Below are 19990 nucleotides of genomic sequence, written 5' to 3' on the forward strand. Positions count from 1 at the left end.
TCTGGTGGTTAAAAAGGTAAACGGCGGCGCAGGTTTTCGAGCATCTCGCCCCCACGCTCTTCAAGCTGTTGTTGAATCTGTTCGCCTATGCGCTCTTTTTGTTCTTCCACTTGTTTTTCGATTTGCTGCTGAATCCGTTCTTGCTCTTGGCGTAAGCGCTCTTCCACTTCTTGGCGAGCACGGCTTTCCAGCAGTGATGCTAAGTCTAATGACACTCTCGGACGAATCAGTGGCCCGGTCAGTTTCACCGGGATAGTTAGGCCCGCTAGATTGTTTAAATCAGCACCATCTTGTCCAACCGCAGATGCCACAATGCTGGTCCGTACCAGATAGTCCAATTCTTGTTTTGGCAGATTAATCGTTCCTTCACCCCGTATACGCATAAAAGGAGCTTCCGCCGTTAAACGTTCGGTGATCACGATGCCTTGTTTGATGGTTGCCTGCAGGTCCATGGCGCTAAAGTCGGTTTGTAATGGGCCTTCGTCGGCATTGGCGCGTTGGCCTTGGAATAAAGCTTGTGCATCGCGAACTGATTTGGCGAGGTTAAAGCCCTTAACGGCACCATCCCTTAGATTGAGGGTCAGCGACCCATTTAAGTTTTCTTGCCATTGGCTAATGCGATCACCTGTGGTGGTTAAATCCGCTTGCACCAGGCCTGTTCCTGATAAGCGATCAAAATCAACGAAACTGGTGATGACCTCACCAATCGGGATATCGCGGCTGTTCAGTTTGATAGCCATTTTGGGTTGATCAGCACGCACATCAAGCTGGGCACTTGCCTGAGCTTGAGTATTGAATAGCTCGGCACGGAGCTCCGATAGATCTAAAACACCGTCTTTCGCCTTGATTGCCACCAGGATATTGGCTATGTTTAACTGATCAAAGGTGAGTTGACCCACGCGTAATTGACCATCTAAGTCTAAACTACGCAACAGTTCATTAGGTAGCTCCAACACAAACTCCGTTTGATCTTCTGGCTTAGGTTCAGGTTCGCTAACATCTGCTGGCTTAGGAGGCATGTAATCATTCAGGTTCAATTGATTCAGTGACAGATTCCAACGCGCTAATAGCTTATCACCCGGTTGCAGTTCGCCTTGGCCTGTAAGCTGGCTGCTATCCAGCGCTAGTTTGAGGTTGTTGATGGCAATATTGGGTGCCTTATCACCCAGTGTGACGCGGCTATTAAAACTGAGTGCCAGCGTTTCTAGGGTATTTGCCTTGGCCATCTCGGGCAGTTCGACCTGCAGTTGATTGAGCAGTTTGCGCAAATTAAAGCTGTCAATCGCAACTTGGCTGGTAATGATGGGGGCTGTTTGTAGCTGGGTAATGTCGACTTGTGTTTTCAAAACGAGATCGAGAACCGCCAATTGTAAATGGTCAATTTGCAGGGTTTGTTCGCCAAGATTCGCTTGGACTTGCGTTTTGAGGTCGAAATTAGTTTTTCCTACCGGAAGTAGCGGGGTGTCAAGGGCACCGCTTAATAGGATGCTGGGTATTGATACGACTAGCGTATCGAGTTTGGCATCCAGCTCGGTCAAGTTAAGATTAAGATCCAGGCTGTTAAGCAGTTGCTCATCACTTGATTGGGCAGGACCTTTAGCTGCTAAGGTGAGATTAAACTCGGGCAACTTGAGCTGTTGTTCAGCAAGATTGAATGAGGCGTGGCTCACCTTGCCTTGACCGCTTAGCGATGCAATCGTTTGATTTTGCTGTAATTGTGCGCTTATGTCTAGGGTTAAGTCTGCCAAACTAAACAGCTGTTGTTCAAGATTGAGATCAATGGTTGGTAAATTTAGGCGCAGGGTTGATGATTGGATAGGCAACTCGAGACTGCTCAGATCGAGCGCAAGTGAGAGATCTTTTACGCTGAGTTCAAGTTGCTCATTAACACGAGTATCAATGCTGAACTGCCATGTCAGATTCAGTTGCGGATCCTGAACAGCTAAATTACCCGCCAGTTTTAGATTAAAAAATTGATTAAGACGAATGACGTTGGTTGTAACGTTAAGGTTATCCATTTCAATGCGTTGATTAGTGGCCTGGTCATCCCAAATAAAGGCGGCGTTTTGAATCCGAATGCCCTCAATAGCTAAGTTTTGCAATTGCGCTGTTATGGTGTCCGTATCAGTCGGCGTGGTTGCTGTGACCGGTTCCGTTTGCTCGTCTGCTTGGCTGGTTGCTGTTTCGGGGAGGAGGTCTTGCCAGTTGGTAGTACCTTCCGCATTACGAGCTAAATAGACCGATAGGCCATTGAGCTCTAGGGTGTCGACAGCAAGTTCCTTGCGTAATAAAGGCATGAGTGCTACACCAACGCGCATCTGCGCAATAGAGAGCATATAGGGTTCATCAAAGCCGGCGGCATTGCTTAGCTTTACGTCAGTAATGGCTAAGCCAATAGTCGGATAAAGCGTTAAGCTTATGTCATCCAAACTGAGTTCACGGCCGGTGTGTTGATTGACGAGCTGGCTCATTTGATCACGATATTTGTTAGCATCAAATGTGAGCAAAAAGAGGGTGGCGCCAATTACTAACACGAGTGTTAAACCCAGAGTGATTTTAACTATCCAACCAAGCCATTTCATCAGTATTTACTCCAAACATATTTTAGTAAATACTAGCAGATCCTTGTGCTTAAAAGAATCTAGGGATGTGTGTTATTTGGTGTTATAAATTATTTTCAAAAGCATTTTTTCGATGCTTTTCTATCAGTTCAATGATCGCATCAGCGACAATATCAGGACGTTGTCGCTGCATGGTATGGCCTGAATCCACTTGGTGCCAGTCGGCTTGCGGATAAATCTTAGCAAGGTCCTTTCGCTTTGAGATAACGTGATTTCTGGCGGCTTGATCGCGGCTATAATCCTGCCCGGCCACCAAAATTATTATGGGCAACTGCTTAGGGTTAGGCTTCGCAAGTACAGCTTGTCCAGTGGTTGTTAAGCCAAAGAGCTCCGCTTTTTCTGTGCTTGAGGTAAAAATATTAAAACCTAAGCGACTAAAGAAATTCCAATTTTCATAAGCACCGCGGTTTTCCATTTGGGTTGGGTGAACGGAATCAACCAACAGCAAGCCAGCTAACTCGTCGGCGTAGCTGCGGGCAAAATATTGTGCATATAGTCCGCCCAGAGAGTGGCCTACAAGCAGGTAGGGTGGTTCGATTTGTTGTTGTGCTAACAGTTCGCGCAGTTCTGCCACAATAAACTTGCCGGTTCTAGGCTGGTCACTGGGTTCCGAGCGTCCATAATCAGCGCGATTATAGACGAGGTAATTAACATCATCGGGTAATAGCGGCAGTACACCTTGCCAGGTGGTTAATTTAGATGTTAGCCCATTTTCAAATACAATGGTGACATCGCCTTGACGGTCTTGGTGAATAAATTCGACTTGGCGATCAGTAATCATTGTTTTTTGAGTAGGGATTTGTGCACAGCCAGAGAGAAGGACTATCTTCATCAGGAGGATTCCTAAAATTGATAATTTGCGCGTGTTCATGAAATCCTTTGAACTGTAAATAATCAATCATAAACTAGGGTAGCCAAAAACTGGGCTACTAAAAACAAAAAAATAAGAATTAATAGGTAGGGGGTGCTCGTTGAATGTTTGGTTGCTATTAAGTTTGGCGATTGTGTCAGAGGTTATTGGTACGAGTGCCTTAAAAATGAGCGATGGATTTACTAAATTTTGGCCTTCGATGGTTGTGGTCATTGGTTATGGTTTGGCGTTTTACTTGTTGTCGCTCACACTCAGACAGATTCCCGTAGGTGTGGCTTATGCCATTTGGGCGGGCGCCGGGATTGCTCTGATAACGCTGATTGGTTGGGTTGTATTTAAGCAGTCTTTGGATTTAGCGGCGGTTTTAGGTATCGCACTCATTATTAGTGGTGTGGTGGTGCTACAGGTCTTTTCAAAAGTGGGTGGACATTAGCAAGTCAGGGCTGTATCGCAGTGGGTTGGTTGATTGATAAACGCAACACATGAAAATTTTAGAAATGGGGGTCAACTGTTTTAGAGTGGTTAGCTTAAACAGCGCGGTTGGCAAAAGTCTTCAAAACTCGGTAATGGTTATTGGGAATACGGCGTTTTTAAACATATCGTGACTGAATAGAGAGTTCAGCAGATGCCTAAATCATGATAGTAAGTGGCGGGATATTATTCCTATAATGTTGATATTTATGGGAACATAGTCCAATTGGGGGGGTGTGGCTAAGCGTGATTTGCATAATATACTGTTTCCAAAGCAACGAAAAATCCTCGCTTTTTTTGGTGAAGACTTGTTGCTAGCTATGAAGCGTCGTGGTTTTACGAAAAAGTTGTTGTGTGAGCGAACCGGTTTTGATCCTAAAACCCTTAACAAGGTTTTTGCGGGTGGTCCGGGGGTTGCTATCGGCACTTACTTGAAGGTTATGGCGGTGTTGGGAATGGAAAACAATTTTGCGGAGATGGCCGCTCACGATGAAGTGGGTATCAAACTGCAAAACATCAAATTGTTGGGTGGTTCGAAATGAGCCGTGAAATTGTTCAAGTCTATGCCGATTGGTATCCCATTAAATCCCCCGTGTTACTTGGGCATCTCACTTACAGTGACTCAAGCCGAGGTGGCGTGTTTAGCTTTGCATACGATAAGGCATTTCTAACATCATCTTATCGCCTACAAATTGACCCTATGCTGACGTTGCACGTAGGCGAACTTTACAATGACCAGGCCGATAGAAACTTTCGCGCATTTTTGGATTCATCTCCTGACCGCTGGGGGCGGATTTTGATGCAACGCCGTGCTGTTATTGAAGCACGTAAGGGTTAGTCGATTTAATCAAACGTTTTGACCGGCAGGGTGAGCAGCGGCTGCACTTTTCTTCGGCGATGACTCAGCTTCAATACTATGATGGTGAGCAGTCGCAGGGAGCCAGCTATTTGGAGATGGCTGAATTCTTATCCGCACAAGGCGCACAAACTGAAACTGATTTAGCCCAGCTTTGGCGTCGAATTGTCTTTAATATTGCGGTGTCTAATACAGATGATCACCTGAGAAACATCGGTTTTTTACTGACCAAAAACGGATGGAAGTTATCACCAGCTTATGACTTAAACCCAATTGTTGGCAAGCAGGGTCTTCATCTGAACATTACCGACACAGACAACGCCTTAGACTACCAATTGGCTTTTGAAGTGAAAGATTTTTTTCGGCTTTCTGACGTCCAAGCGACTCAAATTTATGATGAGGTGTTAAATGCGGTTAAGGCATGGAAAACAGTTACGCAGCGTTTGGGAATTAGCCGAGCAGAGCAGGCGATGAAGGAAACCGCGTTTGATGTTTAATGATGAACAGCGGCCAAAAAAGAAAACGGTCATATCGAGGCGCGCCGTCTGCAAGAGATTGCCACGGCCTTTGGCCTCGCCATGGAAGTTGGTTCGCTCGGTTTTGCCACAAATTACTTAATTTAATGGTATTCGGTTAAGAATTACCTATCTTAGTCTTGTTTGACTCTTTGTTTCTTTAATAGCTGCTATCACCAGGCCTGGTGGAACTGCGTTATGAAATCCCAAAATAAGCGTGAAGGGTTTAGTTGACAAAAGGACGCACTTTTCCCATAATGGGAAAGTCGCAAAGGCTTAGGTGGATAATTAGTGAGAATAATTTCTAGAGCCATGCTTAGAGACTTCTGGGAAACGCCTGCCTTTTCTGATGCCGAGCAAGCGTTAAAAGCTTGGTATGACGAGGCTAAGCATGCTGATTGGCAGACGCCGCAAGATATTAAGGATCAGTTTCGAAATGCGAGTTTTGTCGGCAATAACCGCGTTGTTTTTAATATTCACGGTAATAAATATCGCCTAGTCGTCGCCATAAACTATTCATTTTCTGTTTGCTATGTGAGATTTGTAGGCACTCATAAGCAGTACGATAAGATTGATGTCGCAACCATTTAGCAGGGGATAAACTTATGAACATTAAACCGATTAGAACAGCTGATGAATATAATGCTGCGTTAGTGCGTATTGATTCGCTGTTTGATGCTGAGCTGGGTACGGATGCAGGCGATGAGCTAGAAGTTTTGATTACCTTGGTGGATGCGTATGAATCTAAAATGCATGCCATTGAAGCGCCGGATCCGATTGAAGCGATTAAGTTTCGGATGGAACAGCAAGGACTTTCCGATGCGGATTTAACGCCCATGTTGGGACAGCGCAGTCGCGTGAGCGAAGTGCTTAATCGTAAACGTCGTTTATCGCTGAACATGATTCGCAAACTTCATCAGGGTTTGAATATTCCGCTAGAGTCGTTGATTTCTGACTATAAACTTTCTGTTTAATCGCTTAATGGCACGACGTGAGTGCCTGCAAAAGCCTTTCTGCTTTGCTCAGTTTGATCCTTTCTGTAATCACCAGGCCTGGTGCTTGGCTTATTGCCGCATGGTTTGTTTAATGCGGTCGATAAAGTCTTGGATATAGGGCGTTTGTTGGGCATTGGTGGCAGTATGCGTGGCCGCGTAAAGTGTTGACCAGAGGCCGTGTTGGCCGAGGCGTTTGCGCGGCAGATGTTTAAAGTCGTCTTGGGTGTCGAGTAACCATTTCGGTAGGGCGCAGACACCGCGTCCGCTTTCGACGCGATGCAACATCATCAGCGTCATATCAGTGTATTCCGTGGCTTTTGGGCGTAGATTGTGCGGGGTTAGAAACTGGCGAAAAATATCCAGTTTGTCTTCTGATACCGGATAACAAATCAAGGTTTCATTAGTGAGGTCTTGTGGCTGTAACCAGGCCTGGTTATTGGACGCAGTGTTTAGTCGATGATTCGCTGGCAGTACCAGTTGAATTTCATAGCTAAATAGGGGGTCAAAACGTAGAGCTTCATGCTCAAACGGGTCGGAAGTAATCACCAAGTCTAATTCATGTTTCAGCAGGCTGGGCAGCGCAAGGTTGCTCAAGCGTCCGGCAATATCGACATCGACATTTGGCCATTGCGCTTGATACGGGCGCAACAGTGGCAGTAACCATTCAAAACAGGTATGACATTCGACGCCAATTTTAAGCCGACCTTGTTCGCCGATGGCTAAGCCTTTTAGCTGGTTTTCGGTCTGCTGAAGTTGCGGCAAAACCTGTTGTGCCAGTTGCAACAAGAGTTTGCCCGCTGGCGTGAATTGCAGTGGCTGGCTTTTGCGCTCAAATAGTTTGAGTTCAAGAGAATCTTCAAGCTGTTTAATCTGATGCGACAGCGCCGATTGGGTCATAAACAAGGCATCAGCGGTTTTGACCAAATTACCGTGCTTCGCCAATGTATCGAGCGTTTTAAGGTGTTTGATTTCGAGCATGGTTTTTCTTTGTTAGCCTTGTGTTTTTATGATACATCCCAACGCTAGTGTTGTTGGATGGGTTGTCTTTTTGTAAACGATTTTATAAGTCCTGATAGGCTTGTTCTAATTGTGCCAAGTGCTTTTGCAGTTTAAGCGTTGCATGTTGGATGATGTGTTTTTGGTTAGTCAGTCGTTGATAATAATCAACGACTTGAACATTTTCTAGTTGTTGTATTACGCCTTGCGTGACGCGATCAAACACGGTTTTCATGGCTTTGATGGGAAATGCCGCTTCTTGAGCCATCAATGCCAAATCGTAGGCCGATACTTGGCTAATAGTAAATTCATCACCGATCGCCATAGCTAATTTGGTGTCTATGCTGGCTGTTATCCCCTGACTTAAGCGCTCTTCTAAACCCTCAAGCTCCAAAATACATACCTGGTCGTAAAACGGGGCGATGCGAATGCGGCCATCCGCTTGCACAAAAAAACTGAGGTTTTTGGCATGAGCATCGACATTGCCAATACACAATTGAAATGCGATCCATTCCATGAGGGTTTTCATATCCAGTATCGGTGCGGCGGAATATTGGCGAATGGCCTGAGCCAGTTTAACAATGGATGCCCCTTCACGAATCATCGCTACATCGGGCGAGCTGCCATAAGGCCGTTCCATTTTATAGTGGGGCGGCAAGTCGAGTAGTTGGCAGCCATCAATCACATGGCGTTTGCCGTAACTGCCGTTGGTTTGGAACGTGCGGTCAAAACGTTCAATTACTAACACAGGTTCAGGTACTTCTATCAGTTGACACCCCGCTGTCGGCAAACCAATGCGTTCTGACAGTTGCATACAAAAAGCTTCATTCACCACCATCGATTCAAACTGGGCATTAACGGGCGGTGGTTTAAGAATATGGCTCGTATGGTTGTTTTGTCCTTCCGGTAAAAACCATTGTTGATCTTTAACCTTAATGCCAATTTTGTCTTGAAAACCGGCGACGGACACCCGCACTTTTTGATCCCATATCGCAAAATCTCGTCTTTCGCGCAGTGCGAGCCGTGCTGATAGTTCGGTATGCGTTAAAGGGCGATCTTTTGTTTTGGGAGTGTTATCAAGCTGAGTCGTTAAAACAAACGCGCCAGCGGCATCTTCACCTATCGCATGTAATAATTGAAAGCGATTGTTTTTTGAAACTCGAAGTGCCAACGCGATGTTATCTAGGTTTTGCCCTTCGGGGAGCAAGTTTTGAAAAAAGGTTGTAACGCTTCGCTCTTTAAGTGGTTGGTCAAGGGGGAGCGCTGTTGAAAGTGCAAACCCCGTTTTAGACCAGTGTTCGGTATAGTTGAAAGTAAAACCTACGCTGTTTTGTTCAGCGGTGAGTGTGCCGACATGGGTCTGTTGGTAATAAAGCTGGAGTTGTGGCTTATATTTGGGTTCTGATGATGGGTTCATGATGTTGACTCGCTTTCATGAATATCTAAACGAATGCCGAAGCCTTGTAGCGCTTTAAATAGATTGCCACTACTTACACCTTGATCACCTTTTTCAATTCGAATTAAGGTCGTGACCGACATCCCGAGTAGATCCGCCGCATCTTTTATTTTTAAACGATTTTTTGTTCGACAATGACGCACCATCTGTCCCAGTTCTACCAGGCCTGCTTGGATATGATTCGGTTTGTCTGCAATAACGATTTGTTTGCCTTTCATTTAAAACTCTAGTTTAGTGGAATTTAGATTGATTCTATACGATAAATCTATTTAAATCCATAATGTTGGATCTAAGCTTTAGCGATGGTTGATTTGTAAATTTAAATCCAAAATAATGGAATTTTATATCTATTAATTTTATTCAAGTTAGTTTGAATTTTATTCGTTTGTTTTCATGTTGGTAGCATCTTACCATAATCAACGACTCTATTTTCGTTGGTTTAAATAACACAAGGAACAGACACATGACGATTAAAACGCATAACCTCGGGTATCCACGCATTGGTGACAAACGCGAATTGAAATTTACGCTTGAGGCCTATTGGAAGGGCGAAAAGACATTAGCCGATTTAGAAAAGCAGGCGCGGGGACTTCGCTACCAAAACGTTCAAACCCAGATTGACGCTGGTATTGAGTTGATTCCGGTGAATGACTTTGCTTATTACGATCAAGTGCTGAATATGAGCACCTTATTGGGTGTGATCCCGAAACGGTTTCGTCAGGACCGCTTCGATGTCGAGGTGGCGTTTCGGATGGCGCGCGGACGTGCGCCGTCTGACGACCAGCCTTGCTTAGATGGGCATGATCATGCGCCAGATAAATCAAAAGCCGGATACGCCGGGGCGATGAAAAAGTGGTTCGACACCAACTATCACTATATCGTGCCGGAACTCTATGACGACACCGAGTTTAAAATCACCGACACACGCTTATTTGACGAAGTGGCGGAATCCTTGGCGTTGAAAAGCGATGGTACTAATATCGACTTTAAGCCGGTGTTAGTGGGGCCGGTGACCTATCTGTATCTGGCAGAAAACGTATCGAATGCGATTCCAAAACTCAGTCGCTTGCCGAGTTTGTTGGCGGTGTATCAACAAGTGCTGCAAAAGCTGGCAGATTTAGGGATTAACTGGGTGCAAATCGACGAGCCGATTTTAGGCTTGGAGTTAAGCACTGAGTGGCATAATGCGTTTAATCAAGCCTATGCGGAACTTGCGCAAATACCGGTTAAATTATTATTAGCGACTTATTTTGAAACCCTGGGTGACAACCTTAACCTTGCCTGTAACTTGCCAGTAGCAGGCCTGCATTACGATGGTTTGCGTGGCGAAAAGCAGTTAAAAGACCTGGTTGAGCAGTATCCAGCAGAAAAAGTGTTGTCGCTCGGCTTGGTTGATGGGCGTAATATTTGGAAAACCGATGTGAATGCGGCGATTGCGTCGCTAAAAGCGGCGAAAACCAAATTTGGTGACCATCTTTGGATTGCACCAAGTTGTTCGTTATTGCATGTGCCGGTGAATTTGGAGGTCGAAGAAAAGCTGAATCCTGAGCTGAAAACCTATCTGGCGTTTGCCAAACAGAAATTGGCGGAAGTGAAGTTGTTGGCGGATGGGTTAAACGGTCAGGCGGATCAACAGGCGTTGCAAGCGAATGCACAAGCGATTGCCGCCAAGCAAACGTCTAAGCTGATTCACAATGCACAGGTGCAAGCACGGTTGGCGCAGTTGGATCAGATTGCGTTGGATCGCCCCTTGCCTTATAGCGAGCGCGAAAAACTGCAAAAGGGCAAATTTAATTTACCCTTATTCCCAACCACCACGATAGGTTCTTTCCCGCAAACCCAGGAAATCCGCCAAGCACGCCGACAATTTAAAAACGGCGAGCTGACTGAGGCGCAATATATCGAAGCGATGCAAGCCGAAATCCGTGATGTGTGTGAACGTCAGGAACGCATGGGGATTGATGTGTTGGTCCATGGCGAGCCGGAACGCAATGACATGGTGGAGTATTTTGGCGAACAGTTGGATGGTTATGCCTTTACCCAGTTTGGTTGGGTGCAGTCTTATGGTTCGCGTTGCGTCAAACCGCCGATTATTTTTGGTGACGTCTCGCGCCCCAAACCGATGACCGTGAGCTGGTCGCAATACGCGCAAAGCCAAACCGACAAAACAATGAAAGGCATGTTGACCGGTGCGGTGACCATGTTGCAATGGTCGTTTGTGCGCAACGACCAACCGCGCGAAACCACTTGCAATCAAATTGCCTTGACCCTGCGTGACGAGGTGCTGGATTTGGAAAAAGCTGGAATCCACATGATTCAGATTGATGAAGCAGCGTTGCGCGAAGGGCTACCAATTAAAAAATCCGACTGGGCAGACTATTTACGTTGGGCGGTGAACAGTTTCCGCATGACCACATCGGGCGTGCAAAACGACACCCAGATTCATACCCACATGTGTTATTCCGAGTTCAATGACATTATTGACGCGGTGGCGGCAATGGATGCGGATGTGATTACGATTGAAACCTCCAAGTCGAATATGAAATTACTCGATGCCTTCGTCGATTTTGAATACCCGAACGAAATTGGCCCGGGTGTTTACGACATTCACTCGCCAAATATTCCGACCGTGGAGCAGATGGTGCGTTTGATTGAAAAAGCGGCCAAGCTGATTCCAGCGGAGCGCTTGTGGGTGAACCCGGATTGCGGCCTTAAAACCCGTGGCTGGGCAGAAACCGAACCGGCATTGGCGAATATGGTCAAGGCCGCGCAACAGCTTCGCGCGCAGTTTGCCGAAAAGAAAAAAACGGCTTAATAAAGCTTAATACGGCTTAATAAAGTTTAATGCAATTTTACCCCATCCGGCTACTAGCAGGCCTGGTGGGGTTTTGCTGTTTTAATAATAAGACTAATAATATGAAACCTTGTGTTTTGGGATAATATTGAGTCAAATGATGGCGCAGAAAGTAAATTGAAACAGGAATCAATCAGTGAGAGTATTTAAGTGTGCGCCTTGCGGCCTGTCGGTTTTGTTGGTGGTGATGCTGCTGATAGCGGTATTGTCGATGACGATTGGTGCGATACAAATTGGTTGGTTGGATGTGTTGCTGGCTTTATTTGGTTTATCGGATAATGCGCAGTGGAATTGGGTGGTGCAAGAGATACGCTTGCCTCGCGTGATATTAGGTGTGCTGGTTGGCGCGGGCTTGGCGGTAGCTGGGGCAGCGATGCAGGGATTATTTCGTAATCCTTTGGCTGATCCAGGCCTGGTTGGGGTATCCACCGGCGCTGCTTTGGCGGCGGTGTCGGTGATCGTATTGGGTTCCACCTACCTAGCTGGCTGGACGGCGATGACCGGTTATTATGCGGTGCCGATTGCCGCGTTTTTGGGCGGCTTAGCGGTGACCTGGTTGATTTATCAAATTGCGACCAAAGATGGTCGTACCGATGTCGCGCTGATGCTGTTGGCGGGGATTGCGATTAATGCGATTGCTGGTGCGGCGACGGGGGTGTTAACCTATTATTCAACCGATGAAGCCTTGCGCAGCCTGACATTTTGGACCATGGGTTCGTTAGCAAGCGCAACCTGGACGGATGTATTGGTATCCGGTATTCCGATTTTGTTAGCCCTAGTCTTGTTACCTTTTTTTGCCTTAACTTTAAATGCATTTTTAATGGGTGAGCGGGTCAGTGAGCATATTGGTTTTAATATTAAGTTGGCTAAACGAGCGATTATCGTATTAACCGCACTGAGTGTGGGTGCCGCGGTGGCCGTCAGCGGAGTGATTGCATTTGTCGGTTTGGTGGCACCGCATTTAGTCCGTATGCTACTGGGCCCAGATCATCGTTGGGTCTTGCCTGGCAGCGCGTTAATGGGGGCGATTTTAGTGATTTTATCCGACTCGATTGCGCGGATTCTTGTTGCACCTGCTGAATTGCCCATCGGGCTGGTGATGGCGGCGATTGGTGGACCGTTCTTCTTGGCCTTGTTATTACAACGCCGTAATCGTGTCGGCTTTTAGGGGTAAGTGGTGATTTCAGTAGAAAATTTTAACCTTACCCTAGATGGCACAGCCGTATTATGCGAGATCACGGTTGAAATAAAAGCAGGCGAGCTGTTTGTCATTCTTGGGCCAAATGGTGCGGGTAAATCGAGTTTGCTGAAGGTGCTAGCCGGTGAGTTCGAGGCTTATAAATCGGCGGTTGAATTTCATGGTCGTCCACTGTCAAGTTATTCACCCAGAGAGTTGGCGCAGTTGCGTGCGGTGATGCCTCAGGCTGTGCATTTGGACTTTCCGTTTTTGGTTGAGGAGGTGGTCAGTATGGCTGTGCTTCATGCCAATAAAGCCGAAAGCCAGCAACGGGTAGCGGAAGCGTTGGCGTTGTTTGATGTCAGCCATCTTGCTCATCGCAACTATCTCACCTTGTCTGGCGGCGAGCAGCAACGCGTTCAGTTGGCGCGGGTGGTAGCGCAGATTTTGCACGTGGCGCAACAGGCCAAGCAGTCTGGTGGCTTACCGCCGTTATTATTGCTTGATGAATGTACCTCTAGTCTTGATTTAGCCCATCAACAGCAGGTGTTTCAGGTGTTGCGCCGAATGGCTCGTGATTACGGAATGAGTGTGATTGCGGTGTTGCATGACCTAAATCTCGCCTCGCAGTATGCGGATCGTGCCTTGCTATTGTCGGAGGGCAAAACTTATCAACAGGGGCAGGTTCATCAGGTTTTAACCCAGCAAACGATTGAAGCCGTCTATCAAACCCCAGTTGACATTATTGATCGACCAGGAGCCTGGCCGATCATTGTGCCTCGTTAATCGGCTTGTTGTTCGCGTGCAATGGCACGGTAGCCAATATCAGTGCGGTAAAAATGGTCTTGCCAAGAAATTTTTTCAGCAACAGCGTAAGCATTCGCCTGCGCGTCGGCGACATTTTCACCCAAGCTGGTTGCGCACAGAACGCGTCCACCGTTGGTGGTGACTTCATTATTGGCATTTAACTGCGTGCCAGCATGAAACACCTTAGCATCCGGTATTTGTGCGGCGGCTTCTAAGCCACTAATCACATGACCAGAGGCATACTGATCGGGATAGCCGCCAGCCGCAATAACCACACCTAATGCCGGTCTTGAGTCCCATTCCACTTTAACGCTATCGAGTTTTTGTTCTAGTGCGGCCAAGCACAGATCGGCTAAATTTGATTGTAAGCGCATCATAATCGGCTGAGTTTCTGGGTCACCAAAACGGCAATTAAATTCCAACACTTTGGGATTGCCAGCCGCATCAATCATCAGGCCTGCGTATAAAAAGCCGGTGTAGGGCAAACCATCTGCCGCCATGCCGCGAATGGTGGGGTAAATAACCTCGGCCATCACGCGGTCATGAATATCGCGGGTTACAACGGGTGCGGGGCTGTAGGCGCCCATACCACCGGTATTTGGGCCTTGGTCGCCATTGTCACGCGCTTTGTGGTCTTGCGATGTGGCCATGGCAACCGCGTTGATACCATCGGCCATGACAATAAAACTGGCTTCTTCACCGGTTAAAAACTCTTCGACAACGACGCGTGAGCCTGCGGCGCCAAATTTATTACCGGCTAACATATCTTTGACAGCCGCTTCGGCCTCAGCCGAACTTTGTGCAATGATGACGCCTTTGCCCGCAGCCAAACCATCGGCCTTGATCACAATCGGCGTGCCTTTTTCAGCAATGTAAGCCAGTGCCGGTGCTATCTCGGTAAATACCTGATAGTCTGCGGTTGGAATTTTATGCTTCGCTAAAAAATCCTTACTAAAGGCTTTCGAGCCTTCAAGCTGGGCAGCGCCTTGGGTTGGTCCAAAGCATTTTAAGCCGGCTGCGGTGAACGCATCAACCACGCCTAATACCAGCGGTGCTTCTGGGCCAACAATCGCTAAGTCAATCGCGTTTTCTTGGGCAAACTGCACCAGGCCTGGTATATCGGTCGCACTAATATTCACGTTCGTTAAGTTAGGTTCTAATGCTGTACCGGCGTTGCCAGGTGCTACAAATACTCGGGTATCAGGTGCTTGTGCGGTTTTCCACGCTAGGGCGTGTTCACGCCCACCATTACCAATAATTAAAACGTTCATGCTAAATTTCCTTGTTAGTGTTTGAAGTGGCGCATACCGGTAAACACCATCGCAATGCCATGTTCGTTGGCGGCTGCAATGACTTCTTCATCACGCATGGAACCACCCGGATGGATGACCGCTTTAATGCCAGCTGCGGCTGCGGCATCGATACCATCACGGAAGGGGAAGAAGGCATCAGATGCCATCACCGAGCCAGCCACTTCTAAGCCTTCATCCGCCGCTTTAATGCCGGCGATTTTGGCGCTATACACGCGGCTCATTTGTCCGGCGCCGACCCCAATGGTCATGCCGTCTTTAACATAGACAATCGCATTCGATTTCACGTATTTGGCCACTTTCCAGGCAAATAACAAGTCTTGCATTTGTTCTGCCGTTGGGGCAATTTTAGTCACGACCTTTAAATCAGCTTCGGTGATCATGCCCAAGTCACGATCCTGGACTAATAGCCCGCCGGTCACGCGTTTGTAGTCATAAGCGGCTTGTTGACCATTTAATTCACCACAGGCCAGTAAGCGCACGTTCTTCTTCGCCTCAACGATGGTTTGTGCTTCTTTGCTGACGCTTGGTGCAATAATCACTTCGACAAATTGGCGATCAACAATCGCTTGCGCAGTTTGCGCGTCTAACTCGCGGTTAAAGGCAATAATGCCGCCGAACGCAGAAGTTGAGTCGGTTTTGTAGGCACGGTCATAGGCCTCAAATAGGTTACTGCCTACCGCAACACCACAGGGGTTGGCGTGTTTAACAATTACGCAGGCGATGTCATCAAAGGTTTTAACCAATTCCAATGCGGCATCGGTATCGGCGATATTGTTAAAGGATAATTCTTTGCCTTGCAGCTGGGTTGCGGTCGAAACCGAGGCTTCGGATGCATTACGCTCAACATAAAACGCAGCGTTTTGATGCGGATTTTCACCATAACGCATGGTTTGTTTTTTCACAAACTGGTTATTAAAGGTGCGAGGGAAACGATCGGTGTTGTCCTCAGTGAACATGGTGCCAAAATAGTTGGCGATCGCGCCGTCATAGCGGGCGGTTTGTTCAAAGGTTTTAATCGCGAGATCGAAACGGGTGGCGTGCGAAAGTTGGCCATTGTTCGCCTGCATTTCGCCTAAAATGCGCGCGTAATCGTTAGGATCGGTGACGACTGCGACATCTTGGTGGTTTTTGGCGGCCGAGCGCAACATGGTAGGGCCACCGATGTCGATATTTTCGATCGCCTCTTCTAACGAACAATCGGTTTTCGCTACCGTGGCTTCAAATGGATACAGGTTCACCACCACCATATCAATCGGCTTAATACCGTGTTCAGCCATAATCGCATCATCGGTGCCGCGGCGACCTAATAAACCACCATGAACTTTGGGGTGTAGAGTTTTAACGCGACCATCCATCATTTCTGGAAAACCGGTGTATTCGGATACTTCGGTCACCACCAGGCCTGCTTGTTGCAGTGCCTTGTAGGTGCCGCCGGTTGATAAAATTTCAACCCCCATTTGGCTTAGGGTTTGGGCAAATTCAATAATGCCGGTTTTGTCGGATACGCTAATTAGGGCGCGACGAACGGGTTTCATAAACATCTCCAGAAATAAAAATAGAGGTATATAACGGTAAAGGGATTAGTCATTAGAAGGCATAAGATTGTAGTGTTGCATCTTTTTGCGCAGGGTATTGCGGTTAATGCCAAGCATTGCAGCGGTTTGTGATTGATTGCCAGCGGTTTGGGCAAGGACATATTCAATCAGTGGTTTTTCAACTTGTTGAATGACCATGGCATGAAGATTACTGACTTTTTCGCCTTCAAGGGTATTAAAGTAGTAGTCGAGACTATCAATTAAATGATTTTCAAGAGGTAAGGGTTTTAGCATGGTTCTAATTCTAGTCTAGTGTCTAACGCATCAAAATAATCGAGGATGCAGGCTTGTTGTTCTGTTGTCTTCGTCAAGCGATTAAAGCTTTGACGTAGGCGATCGCCAGCAGGCAAATACTGAGCATACCAACCCAGGTGTTTCCGGGCCATTCGAACACCCTGCTCATCACCATAGAGTTGATAAATAGCTTGAAGGTGTTCCGCTATTATCTGTTGCTTGATTGGCCAACTTGGGTCTGCTAAGTGGACTTTTCGGGTAATCCAGTTCTGGATTTGTTTGAATAACCAAGGCCGACCCAGCACACCTCGGCCTAGCATTATCGCATCAGCATTCGTATAGTTTAATACAAATTGCGCTTGTTCGGCAGAACAAATATCACCATTAGCTATGACTGGAATAGATAGTTGCTGTTTTATGAGAGCAATGGTGTCGTATTCGGCATGGCCATTAAATTTATCCGCTCGGGTTCGACCATGCACCGTAACAGCGGCTAGCCCGCTATCTTGGGCAATCTGAGCAATGGTTAGGGCATTTTTATGTTCCGCATCAATGCCGGTTCGAATCTTAACCGTCACTGGCACAGAGACCGCAGCAACTACGGCCTGAAAAATTTTGGTGACTTGTTCAGGATAGGCCAGCAAAGCAGACCCCGCCGCTTGTTGACAGACTTTTTTGGCCGGGCACCCAAGGTTGAGATCAATAACTTGGGCACCTTGTTCCACTTGGCGTTGCGCGGCATCAGCTAGGGTTATTGGGTCGATACCGAGTAATTGAATGGCTCGGGGTTCTGGATCAGCGAGATTGACTTGGCGCGTGGCCGATTTACGACTTTCCCAAAGATGGGTTTGGGCGCTGAGCATTTCCCCAATCGTATACCCTGCCCCTTGTTGATAGCAAATTTGTCGCAAAGCGCTATCGCTGAGACCCGCCATTGGAGCTAAAACGAGCTGATTGGGGAGTTGGTAGGGTCCGAGTTGCCAGGTCATACAAACTAAGGGTTCTTGGCGGTTTTAACACCGACTAATAGCGCCCAGTCCTCATGTTGATTGACTAATTGCATGTGAATACCCACGTCTTGATAGCAAGCTATTAATGTTTCTGCCTGGCTGACCAGTAAACCGGAAAGTACCAATTGACCATCAATTTGCAGATGCTGGCTTAAAATTGGCGCGAGTTCGGCTAATGGCCCCGCCAAAATATTAGCTAGAATCAGCTCTGATGTTGGTAGCCTTATTTCCTTAACCAGGCCCGCTTGCAGATTGACTTGATTACGCTGGGCATTGTCTAGCGTTGCGGTAATAGCTTGAGGATCAATGTCGGTAGCGAAGACGCTACTGGCACCCAGTTTAGCCGCTGCAATCGCTAAAATACCCGAGCCGCAACCATAATCAATTACGGATTTGCTGACTGGTGGGTTGTTATCCAACCAACCTAAGCACATGGCGGTGGTTGGATGTGTGCCTGTACCAAATGCTAGACCGGGGTCGAGGAGGAGGTTTGTGGCAGCTGGATTAGGTGCCGGTAACCAACTGGGCACGATCCATAAATTCTCACCAAACAGCATGGGTTGGAATTGATCCATCCATTCGCGCACCCAATCCTTGTCTTCAATCAATTCGACTTTAAATTGGCTGGGTGAAAGTTCCGGCATAAGTTGGGTGAGACCTAGTAAACACTCGGCGCTATTGATTTGGGCATCAAATAATCCCAACACTCGGGTTTGTTGCCAAATGGGTGTTGTGCCAATATCGGGTTCAAATATTTCTTGCTCGCCGGTTTCTGCAAAGGTCACTGATAGCGCGCCTAGCTCCATCAGTGCATCTGAAAGGGGTTCCGCTTCGGTTTCAGCGACGATACTAGTGATTTGAATCCAAGCCATTACACCAAATGCTCAAGCCGATCTTCAAGATAATGAATATTGCGGCCACCTTCGGCAAAACCTTGATCACTCATAATTTCACGTTGCAATTCAATGTTTGATTCGATGCCCTTAATCGCCATTTCGGACAAGGCAGTCCGCATCCGTGCGATCGCGGTATCGCGATCGGCACCGGAGCATATTACTTTGGCAATCATCGAGTCATAGTGTGGCGGAACGGTGTAGCCAGTATAAATATGGGTGTCGATACGCACACCTGGACCACCGGGTAAATGCAAACGCTCAATTTTGCCGGGCGAGGGCATAAAGTTTTTGGCGGGGTTTTCAGCATTAATACGACATTCAATCGCATGGCCGGTAATTTTAACATCGGATTGTTTAATGCTTAGTGGACGGCCCATGGCAATCTCAATCTGCGCTTTTACGAGGTCAATGCCAGTAACTTGTTCTGTGACAGGGTGTTCAACCTGCAAGCGAGTATTCATTTCTATGAAGTAAAATTCACCATTTTCATACAAAAATTCGAAGGTGCCTGCCCCGCGATAGTTTATATCTACGCAAGCCTTGGCGCAGATGGCGCCGATTCTGCTGCGCTGTTCTTCAGTTACTCCTGGTGCCGGTGCTTCTTCGACCACTTTTTGATGGCGACGTTGCATCGAGCAATCTCGTTCACCAAGATGAATCGCATTGCCTTGACCGTCGGCTAAAATTTGAATCTCAATATGGCGTGGATTTTCTAAAAACTTTTCCATATAAACTTCAGGATTATTAAACGCTGCTCCGGCCTCTTGCTTGGTCAGTTGAATCGACTTGAGCAAGCTACCTTCGGTATGGACAACGCGCATGCCACGACCGCCACCACCACCAGACGCTTTAATAATTACCGGATAACCAATCTCTTTAGCAATACGCAGATTGGTTTCAGCATTATCGCCCAAAGGGCCACCAGAACCAGGTACGGTTGGAACGCCCGCGGCTTTCATAGCGCGAATCGCCTGGACTTTATCGCCCATCATGCGAATCGTGTCACCTTTTGGGCCGACAAAAATAAAGCCACTTTCCTCAACACGATCCGCAAAGTCAGCATTTTCAGATAAAAAACCATAACCTGGGTGAATGGCTTCGGCATCGGTAACCTCAGCGGCTGAAATAATTGCGGGTATATGAAGATAGCTTTGTGCCGACGCAGCAGGACCAATGCACACAGTTTCATCAGCCATGAGAACGTGCTTTAAATTCGCATCAGCGGTTGAGTGAACGGCAACCGTTTTAATACCGAGTTGTTTACAGGCTCGAAGTACCCGAAGGGCAATTTCGCCGCGATTAGCGATAAGAAGTTTATCCATG

At 47.2% G+C, this 19990-nt stretch carries 20 protein-coding genes; 9 read left to right on the forward strand and 11 right to left on the reverse strand.

Annotated features, from left to right (window positions below):
* Window positions 1-8 precede the first annotated feature (8 nt).
* Complete coding sequence (locus tag THICY_RS01935; RefSeq protein ID WP_013834933.1) at window positions 9-2582, reverse strand: AsmA family protein; 2574 nt, start codon at window positions 2580-2582, stop codon at window positions 9-11.
* 82 nt (window positions 2583-2664) lie between these two features.
* Entirely contained in the window at window positions 2665-3453 is a 789-nt protein-coding gene (locus THICY_RS01940) for an alpha/beta fold hydrolase (RefSeq protein WP_013834934.1), read from the reverse strand.
* A 139-nt stretch (window positions 3454-3592) separates the two neighbouring features.
* Between THICY_RS01940 and THICY_RS01945 the strand changes: the two genes are divergently transcribed.
* The 6 genes from THICY_RS01945 (at window position 3593) to THICY_RS01965 (ending at window position 6308) form a co-directional block, all read left to right on the forward strand.
* Complete coding sequence (locus THICY_RS01945) at window positions 3593-3925, forward strand: DMT family transporter (RefSeq protein ID WP_013834935.1); 333 nt, start codon at window positions 3593-3595, stop codon at window positions 3923-3925.
* Between the two features lie 274 nt (window positions 3926-4199).
* Complete coding sequence (locus THICY_RS01950; protein ID WP_013834936.1) at window positions 4200-4505, forward strand: hypothetical protein; 306 nt, start codon at window positions 4200-4202, stop codon at window positions 4503-4505.
* Window positions 4502-4801 carry a HipA N-terminal domain-containing protein gene (locus THICY_RS08825; RefSeq protein WP_245534969.1) on the forward strand — a complete coding sequence of 100 codons (300 nt, stop codon included), beginning with the start codon at window positions 4502-4504 and terminating at the stop codon, window positions 4799-4801. Before THICY_RS01950 ends, THICY_RS08825 begins: the two co-directional genes overlap by 4 nt.
* A gap of 59 nt (window positions 4802-4860) precedes the next feature.
* On the forward strand, window positions 4861-5316 hold the full coding sequence (locus THICY_RS08830; protein ID WP_245534970.1) for a type II toxin-antitoxin system HipA family toxin: 456 nt from the start codon (window positions 4861-4863) through the stop codon (window positions 5314-5316).
* A gap of 330 nt (window positions 5317-5646) precedes the next feature.
* Entirely contained in the window at window positions 5647-5925 is a 279-nt protein-coding gene (locus THICY_RS01960; RefSeq protein WP_245534971.1) for a type II toxin-antitoxin system HigB family toxin, read from the forward strand.
* A 14-nt stretch (window positions 5926-5939) separates the two neighbouring features.
* On the forward strand, window positions 5940-6308 hold the full coding sequence (locus THICY_RS01965) for a helix-turn-helix domain-containing protein (protein ID WP_013834938.1): 369 nt from the start codon (window positions 5940-5942) through the stop codon (window positions 6306-6308).
* Between the two features lie 90 nt (window positions 6309-6398).
* Here THICY_RS01965 and THICY_RS01970 read toward each other — a convergent pair whose 3' ends face one another.
* From THICY_RS01970 to THICY_RS01980, 3 genes are all read right to left on the reverse strand, one after another.
* The gene (locus tag THICY_RS01970) at window positions 6399-7307 is read right to left on the reverse strand and encodes a LysR family transcriptional regulator (RefSeq protein WP_013834939.1); all 909 of its coding nucleotides are present in this window, start codon (window positions 7305-7307) and stop codon (window positions 6399-6401) included.
* 82 nt (window positions 7308-7389) lie between these two features.
* Window positions 7390-8742 carry a HipA domain-containing protein gene (locus THICY_RS01975; RefSeq protein ID WP_013834940.1) on the reverse strand — a complete coding sequence of 451 codons (1353 nt, stop codon included), beginning with the start codon at window positions 8740-8742 and terminating at the stop codon, window positions 7390-7392.
* On the reverse strand, window positions 8739-8999 hold the full coding sequence (locus tag THICY_RS01980; RefSeq protein ID WP_013834941.1) for a helix-turn-helix domain-containing protein: 261 nt from the start codon (window positions 8997-8999) through the stop codon (window positions 8739-8741). Before THICY_RS01980 ends, THICY_RS01975 begins: the two co-directional genes overlap by 4 nt.
* A gap of 245 nt (window positions 9000-9244) precedes the next feature.
* Between THICY_RS01980 and metE the strand changes: the two genes are divergently transcribed.
* The 3 genes from metE (at window position 9245) to THICY_RS01995 (ending at window position 13598) form a co-directional block, all read left to right on the forward strand.
* Window positions 9245-11596, forward strand: a complete 2352-nt coding sequence (gene metE / locus THICY_RS01985) for a 5-methyltetrahydropteroyltriglutamate--homocysteine S-methyltransferase (protein WP_013834942.1) — start codon at window positions 9245-9247, stop codon at window positions 11594-11596.
* Window positions 11597-11771: 175 nt separating this feature from the next.
* Complete coding sequence (locus THICY_RS01990; protein ID WP_013834943.1) at window positions 11772-12803, forward strand: FecCD family ABC transporter permease; 1032 nt, start codon at window positions 11772-11774, stop codon at window positions 12801-12803.
* A 9-nt stretch (window positions 12804-12812) separates the two neighbouring features.
* A complete protein-coding gene (locus tag THICY_RS01995; RefSeq protein WP_041435277.1) occupies window positions 12813-13598 on the forward strand; it encodes a heme ABC transporter ATP-binding protein in 786 nt (261 codons plus the stop codon).
* On the opposite strand, the gene purD is transcribed toward THICY_RS01995, so the two are convergent.
* From purD to accC, 6 genes are read right to left on the reverse strand one after another with little or no spacing between them, the layout of a single operon-like run.
* Window positions 13595-14890, reverse strand: coding sequence for a phosphoribosylamine--glycine ligase (gene purD, locus THICY_RS02000; protein WP_013834945.1), 1296 nt, complete (start codon window positions 14888-14890; stop codon window positions 13595-13597). The genes THICY_RS01995 and purD overlap by 4 nt on opposite strands.
* A 14-nt stretch (window positions 14891-14904) precedes the next feature.
* Window positions 14905-16467, reverse strand: coding sequence for a bifunctional phosphoribosylaminoimidazolecarboxamide formyltransferase/IMP cyclohydrolase (gene purH / locus THICY_RS02005; protein ID WP_013834946.1), 1563 nt, complete (start codon window positions 16465-16467; stop codon window positions 14905-14907).
* A gap of 45 nt (window positions 16468-16512) precedes the next feature.
* Window positions 16513-16761, reverse strand: coding sequence for a helix-turn-helix domain-containing protein (locus THICY_RS02010; RefSeq protein ID WP_013834947.1), 249 nt, complete (start codon window positions 16759-16761; stop codon window positions 16513-16515).
* Window positions 16755-17750, reverse strand: a complete 996-nt coding sequence (dusB, locus tag THICY_RS02015) for a tRNA dihydrouridine synthase DusB (protein WP_013834948.1) — start codon at window positions 17748-17750, stop codon at window positions 16755-16757. Before dusB ends, THICY_RS02010 begins: the two co-directional genes overlap by 7 nt.
* 5 nt (window positions 17751-17755) lie before the next feature.
* Entirely contained in the window at window positions 17756-18643 is an 888-nt protein-coding gene (prmA, locus tag THICY_RS02020; RefSeq protein ID WP_013834949.1) for a 50S ribosomal protein L11 methyltransferase, read from the reverse strand.
* Window positions 18643-19989, reverse strand: a complete 1347-nt coding sequence (gene accC, locus THICY_RS02025) for an acetyl-CoA carboxylase biotin carboxylase subunit (protein ID WP_013834950.1) — start codon at window positions 19987-19989, stop codon at window positions 18643-18645. Before accC ends, prmA begins: the two co-directional genes overlap by 1 nt.
* Window position 19990 lies beyond the last annotated feature (1 nt).

The sequence above is a fragment of the Thiomicrospira cyclica ALM1 genome (assembly GCF_000214825.1).
GTDB classification, from domain to species: domain Bacteria; phylum Pseudomonadota; class Gammaproteobacteria; order Thiomicrospirales; family Thiomicrospiraceae; genus Thiomicrospira; species Thiomicrospira cyclica.

Coding starts and splice junctions, on each gene's coding strand:
- metE (WP_013834942.1), top strand. CDS start 9,245: ATGACGATTAAAACGCATAACCTCGGGTATCCACGCATTGGTGACAAA.
- THICY_RS08825 (WP_245534969.1), top strand. CDS start 4,502: ATGAGCCGTGAAATTGTTCAAGTCTATGCCGATTGGTATCCCATTAAA.
- dusB (WP_013834948.1), bottom strand. CDS start 17,750: ATGACCTGGCAACTCGGACCCTACCAACTCCCCAATCAGCTCGTTTTA.
- THICY_RS01965 (WP_013834938.1), top strand. CDS start 5,940: ATGAACATTAAACCGATTAGAACAGCTGATGAATATAATGCTGCGTTA.
- accC (WP_013834950.1), bottom strand. CDS start 19,989: ATGGATAAACTTCTTATCGCTAATCGCGGCGAAATTGCCCTTCGGGTA.
- THICY_RS01975 (WP_013834940.1), bottom strand. CDS start 8,742: ATGAACCCATCATCAGAACCCAAATATAAGCCACAACTCCAGCTTTAT.
- THICY_RS01970 (WP_013834939.1), bottom strand. CDS start 7,307: ATGCTCGAAATCAAACACCTTAAAACGCTCGATACATTGGCGAAGCAC.
- THICY_RS01935 (WP_013834933.1), bottom strand. CDS start 2,582: ATGAAATGGCTTGGTTGGATAGTTAAAATCACTCTGGGTTTAACACTC.
- THICY_RS01940 (WP_013834934.1), bottom strand. CDS start 3,453: ATGAAGATAGTCCTTCTCTCTGGCTGTGCACAAATCCCTACTCAAAAA.
- purD (WP_013834945.1), bottom strand. CDS start 14,890: ATGAACGTTTTAATTATTGGTAATGGTGGGCGTGAACACGCCCTAGCG.
- THICY_RS02010 (WP_013834947.1), bottom strand. CDS start 16,761: ATGCTAAAACCCTTACCTCTTGAAAATCATTTAATTGATAGTCTCGAC.
- THICY_RS08830 (WP_245534970.1), top strand. CDS start 4,861: ATGACTCAGCTTCAATACTATGATGGTGAGCAGTCGCAGGGAGCCAGC.
- purH (WP_013834946.1), bottom strand. CDS start 16,467: ATGAAACCCGTTCGTCGCGCCCTAATTAGCGTATCCGACAAAACCGGC.
- THICY_RS01960 (WP_245534971.1), top strand. CDS start 5,647: ATGCTTAGAGACTTCTGGGAAACGCCTGCCTTTTCTGATGCCGAGCAA.
- THICY_RS01980 (WP_013834941.1), bottom strand. CDS start 8,999: ATGAAAGGCAAACAAATCGTTATTGCAGACAAACCGAATCATATCCAA.
- prmA (WP_013834949.1), bottom strand. CDS start 18,643: ATGGCTTGGATTCAAATCACTAGTATCGTCGCTGAAACCGAAGCGGAA.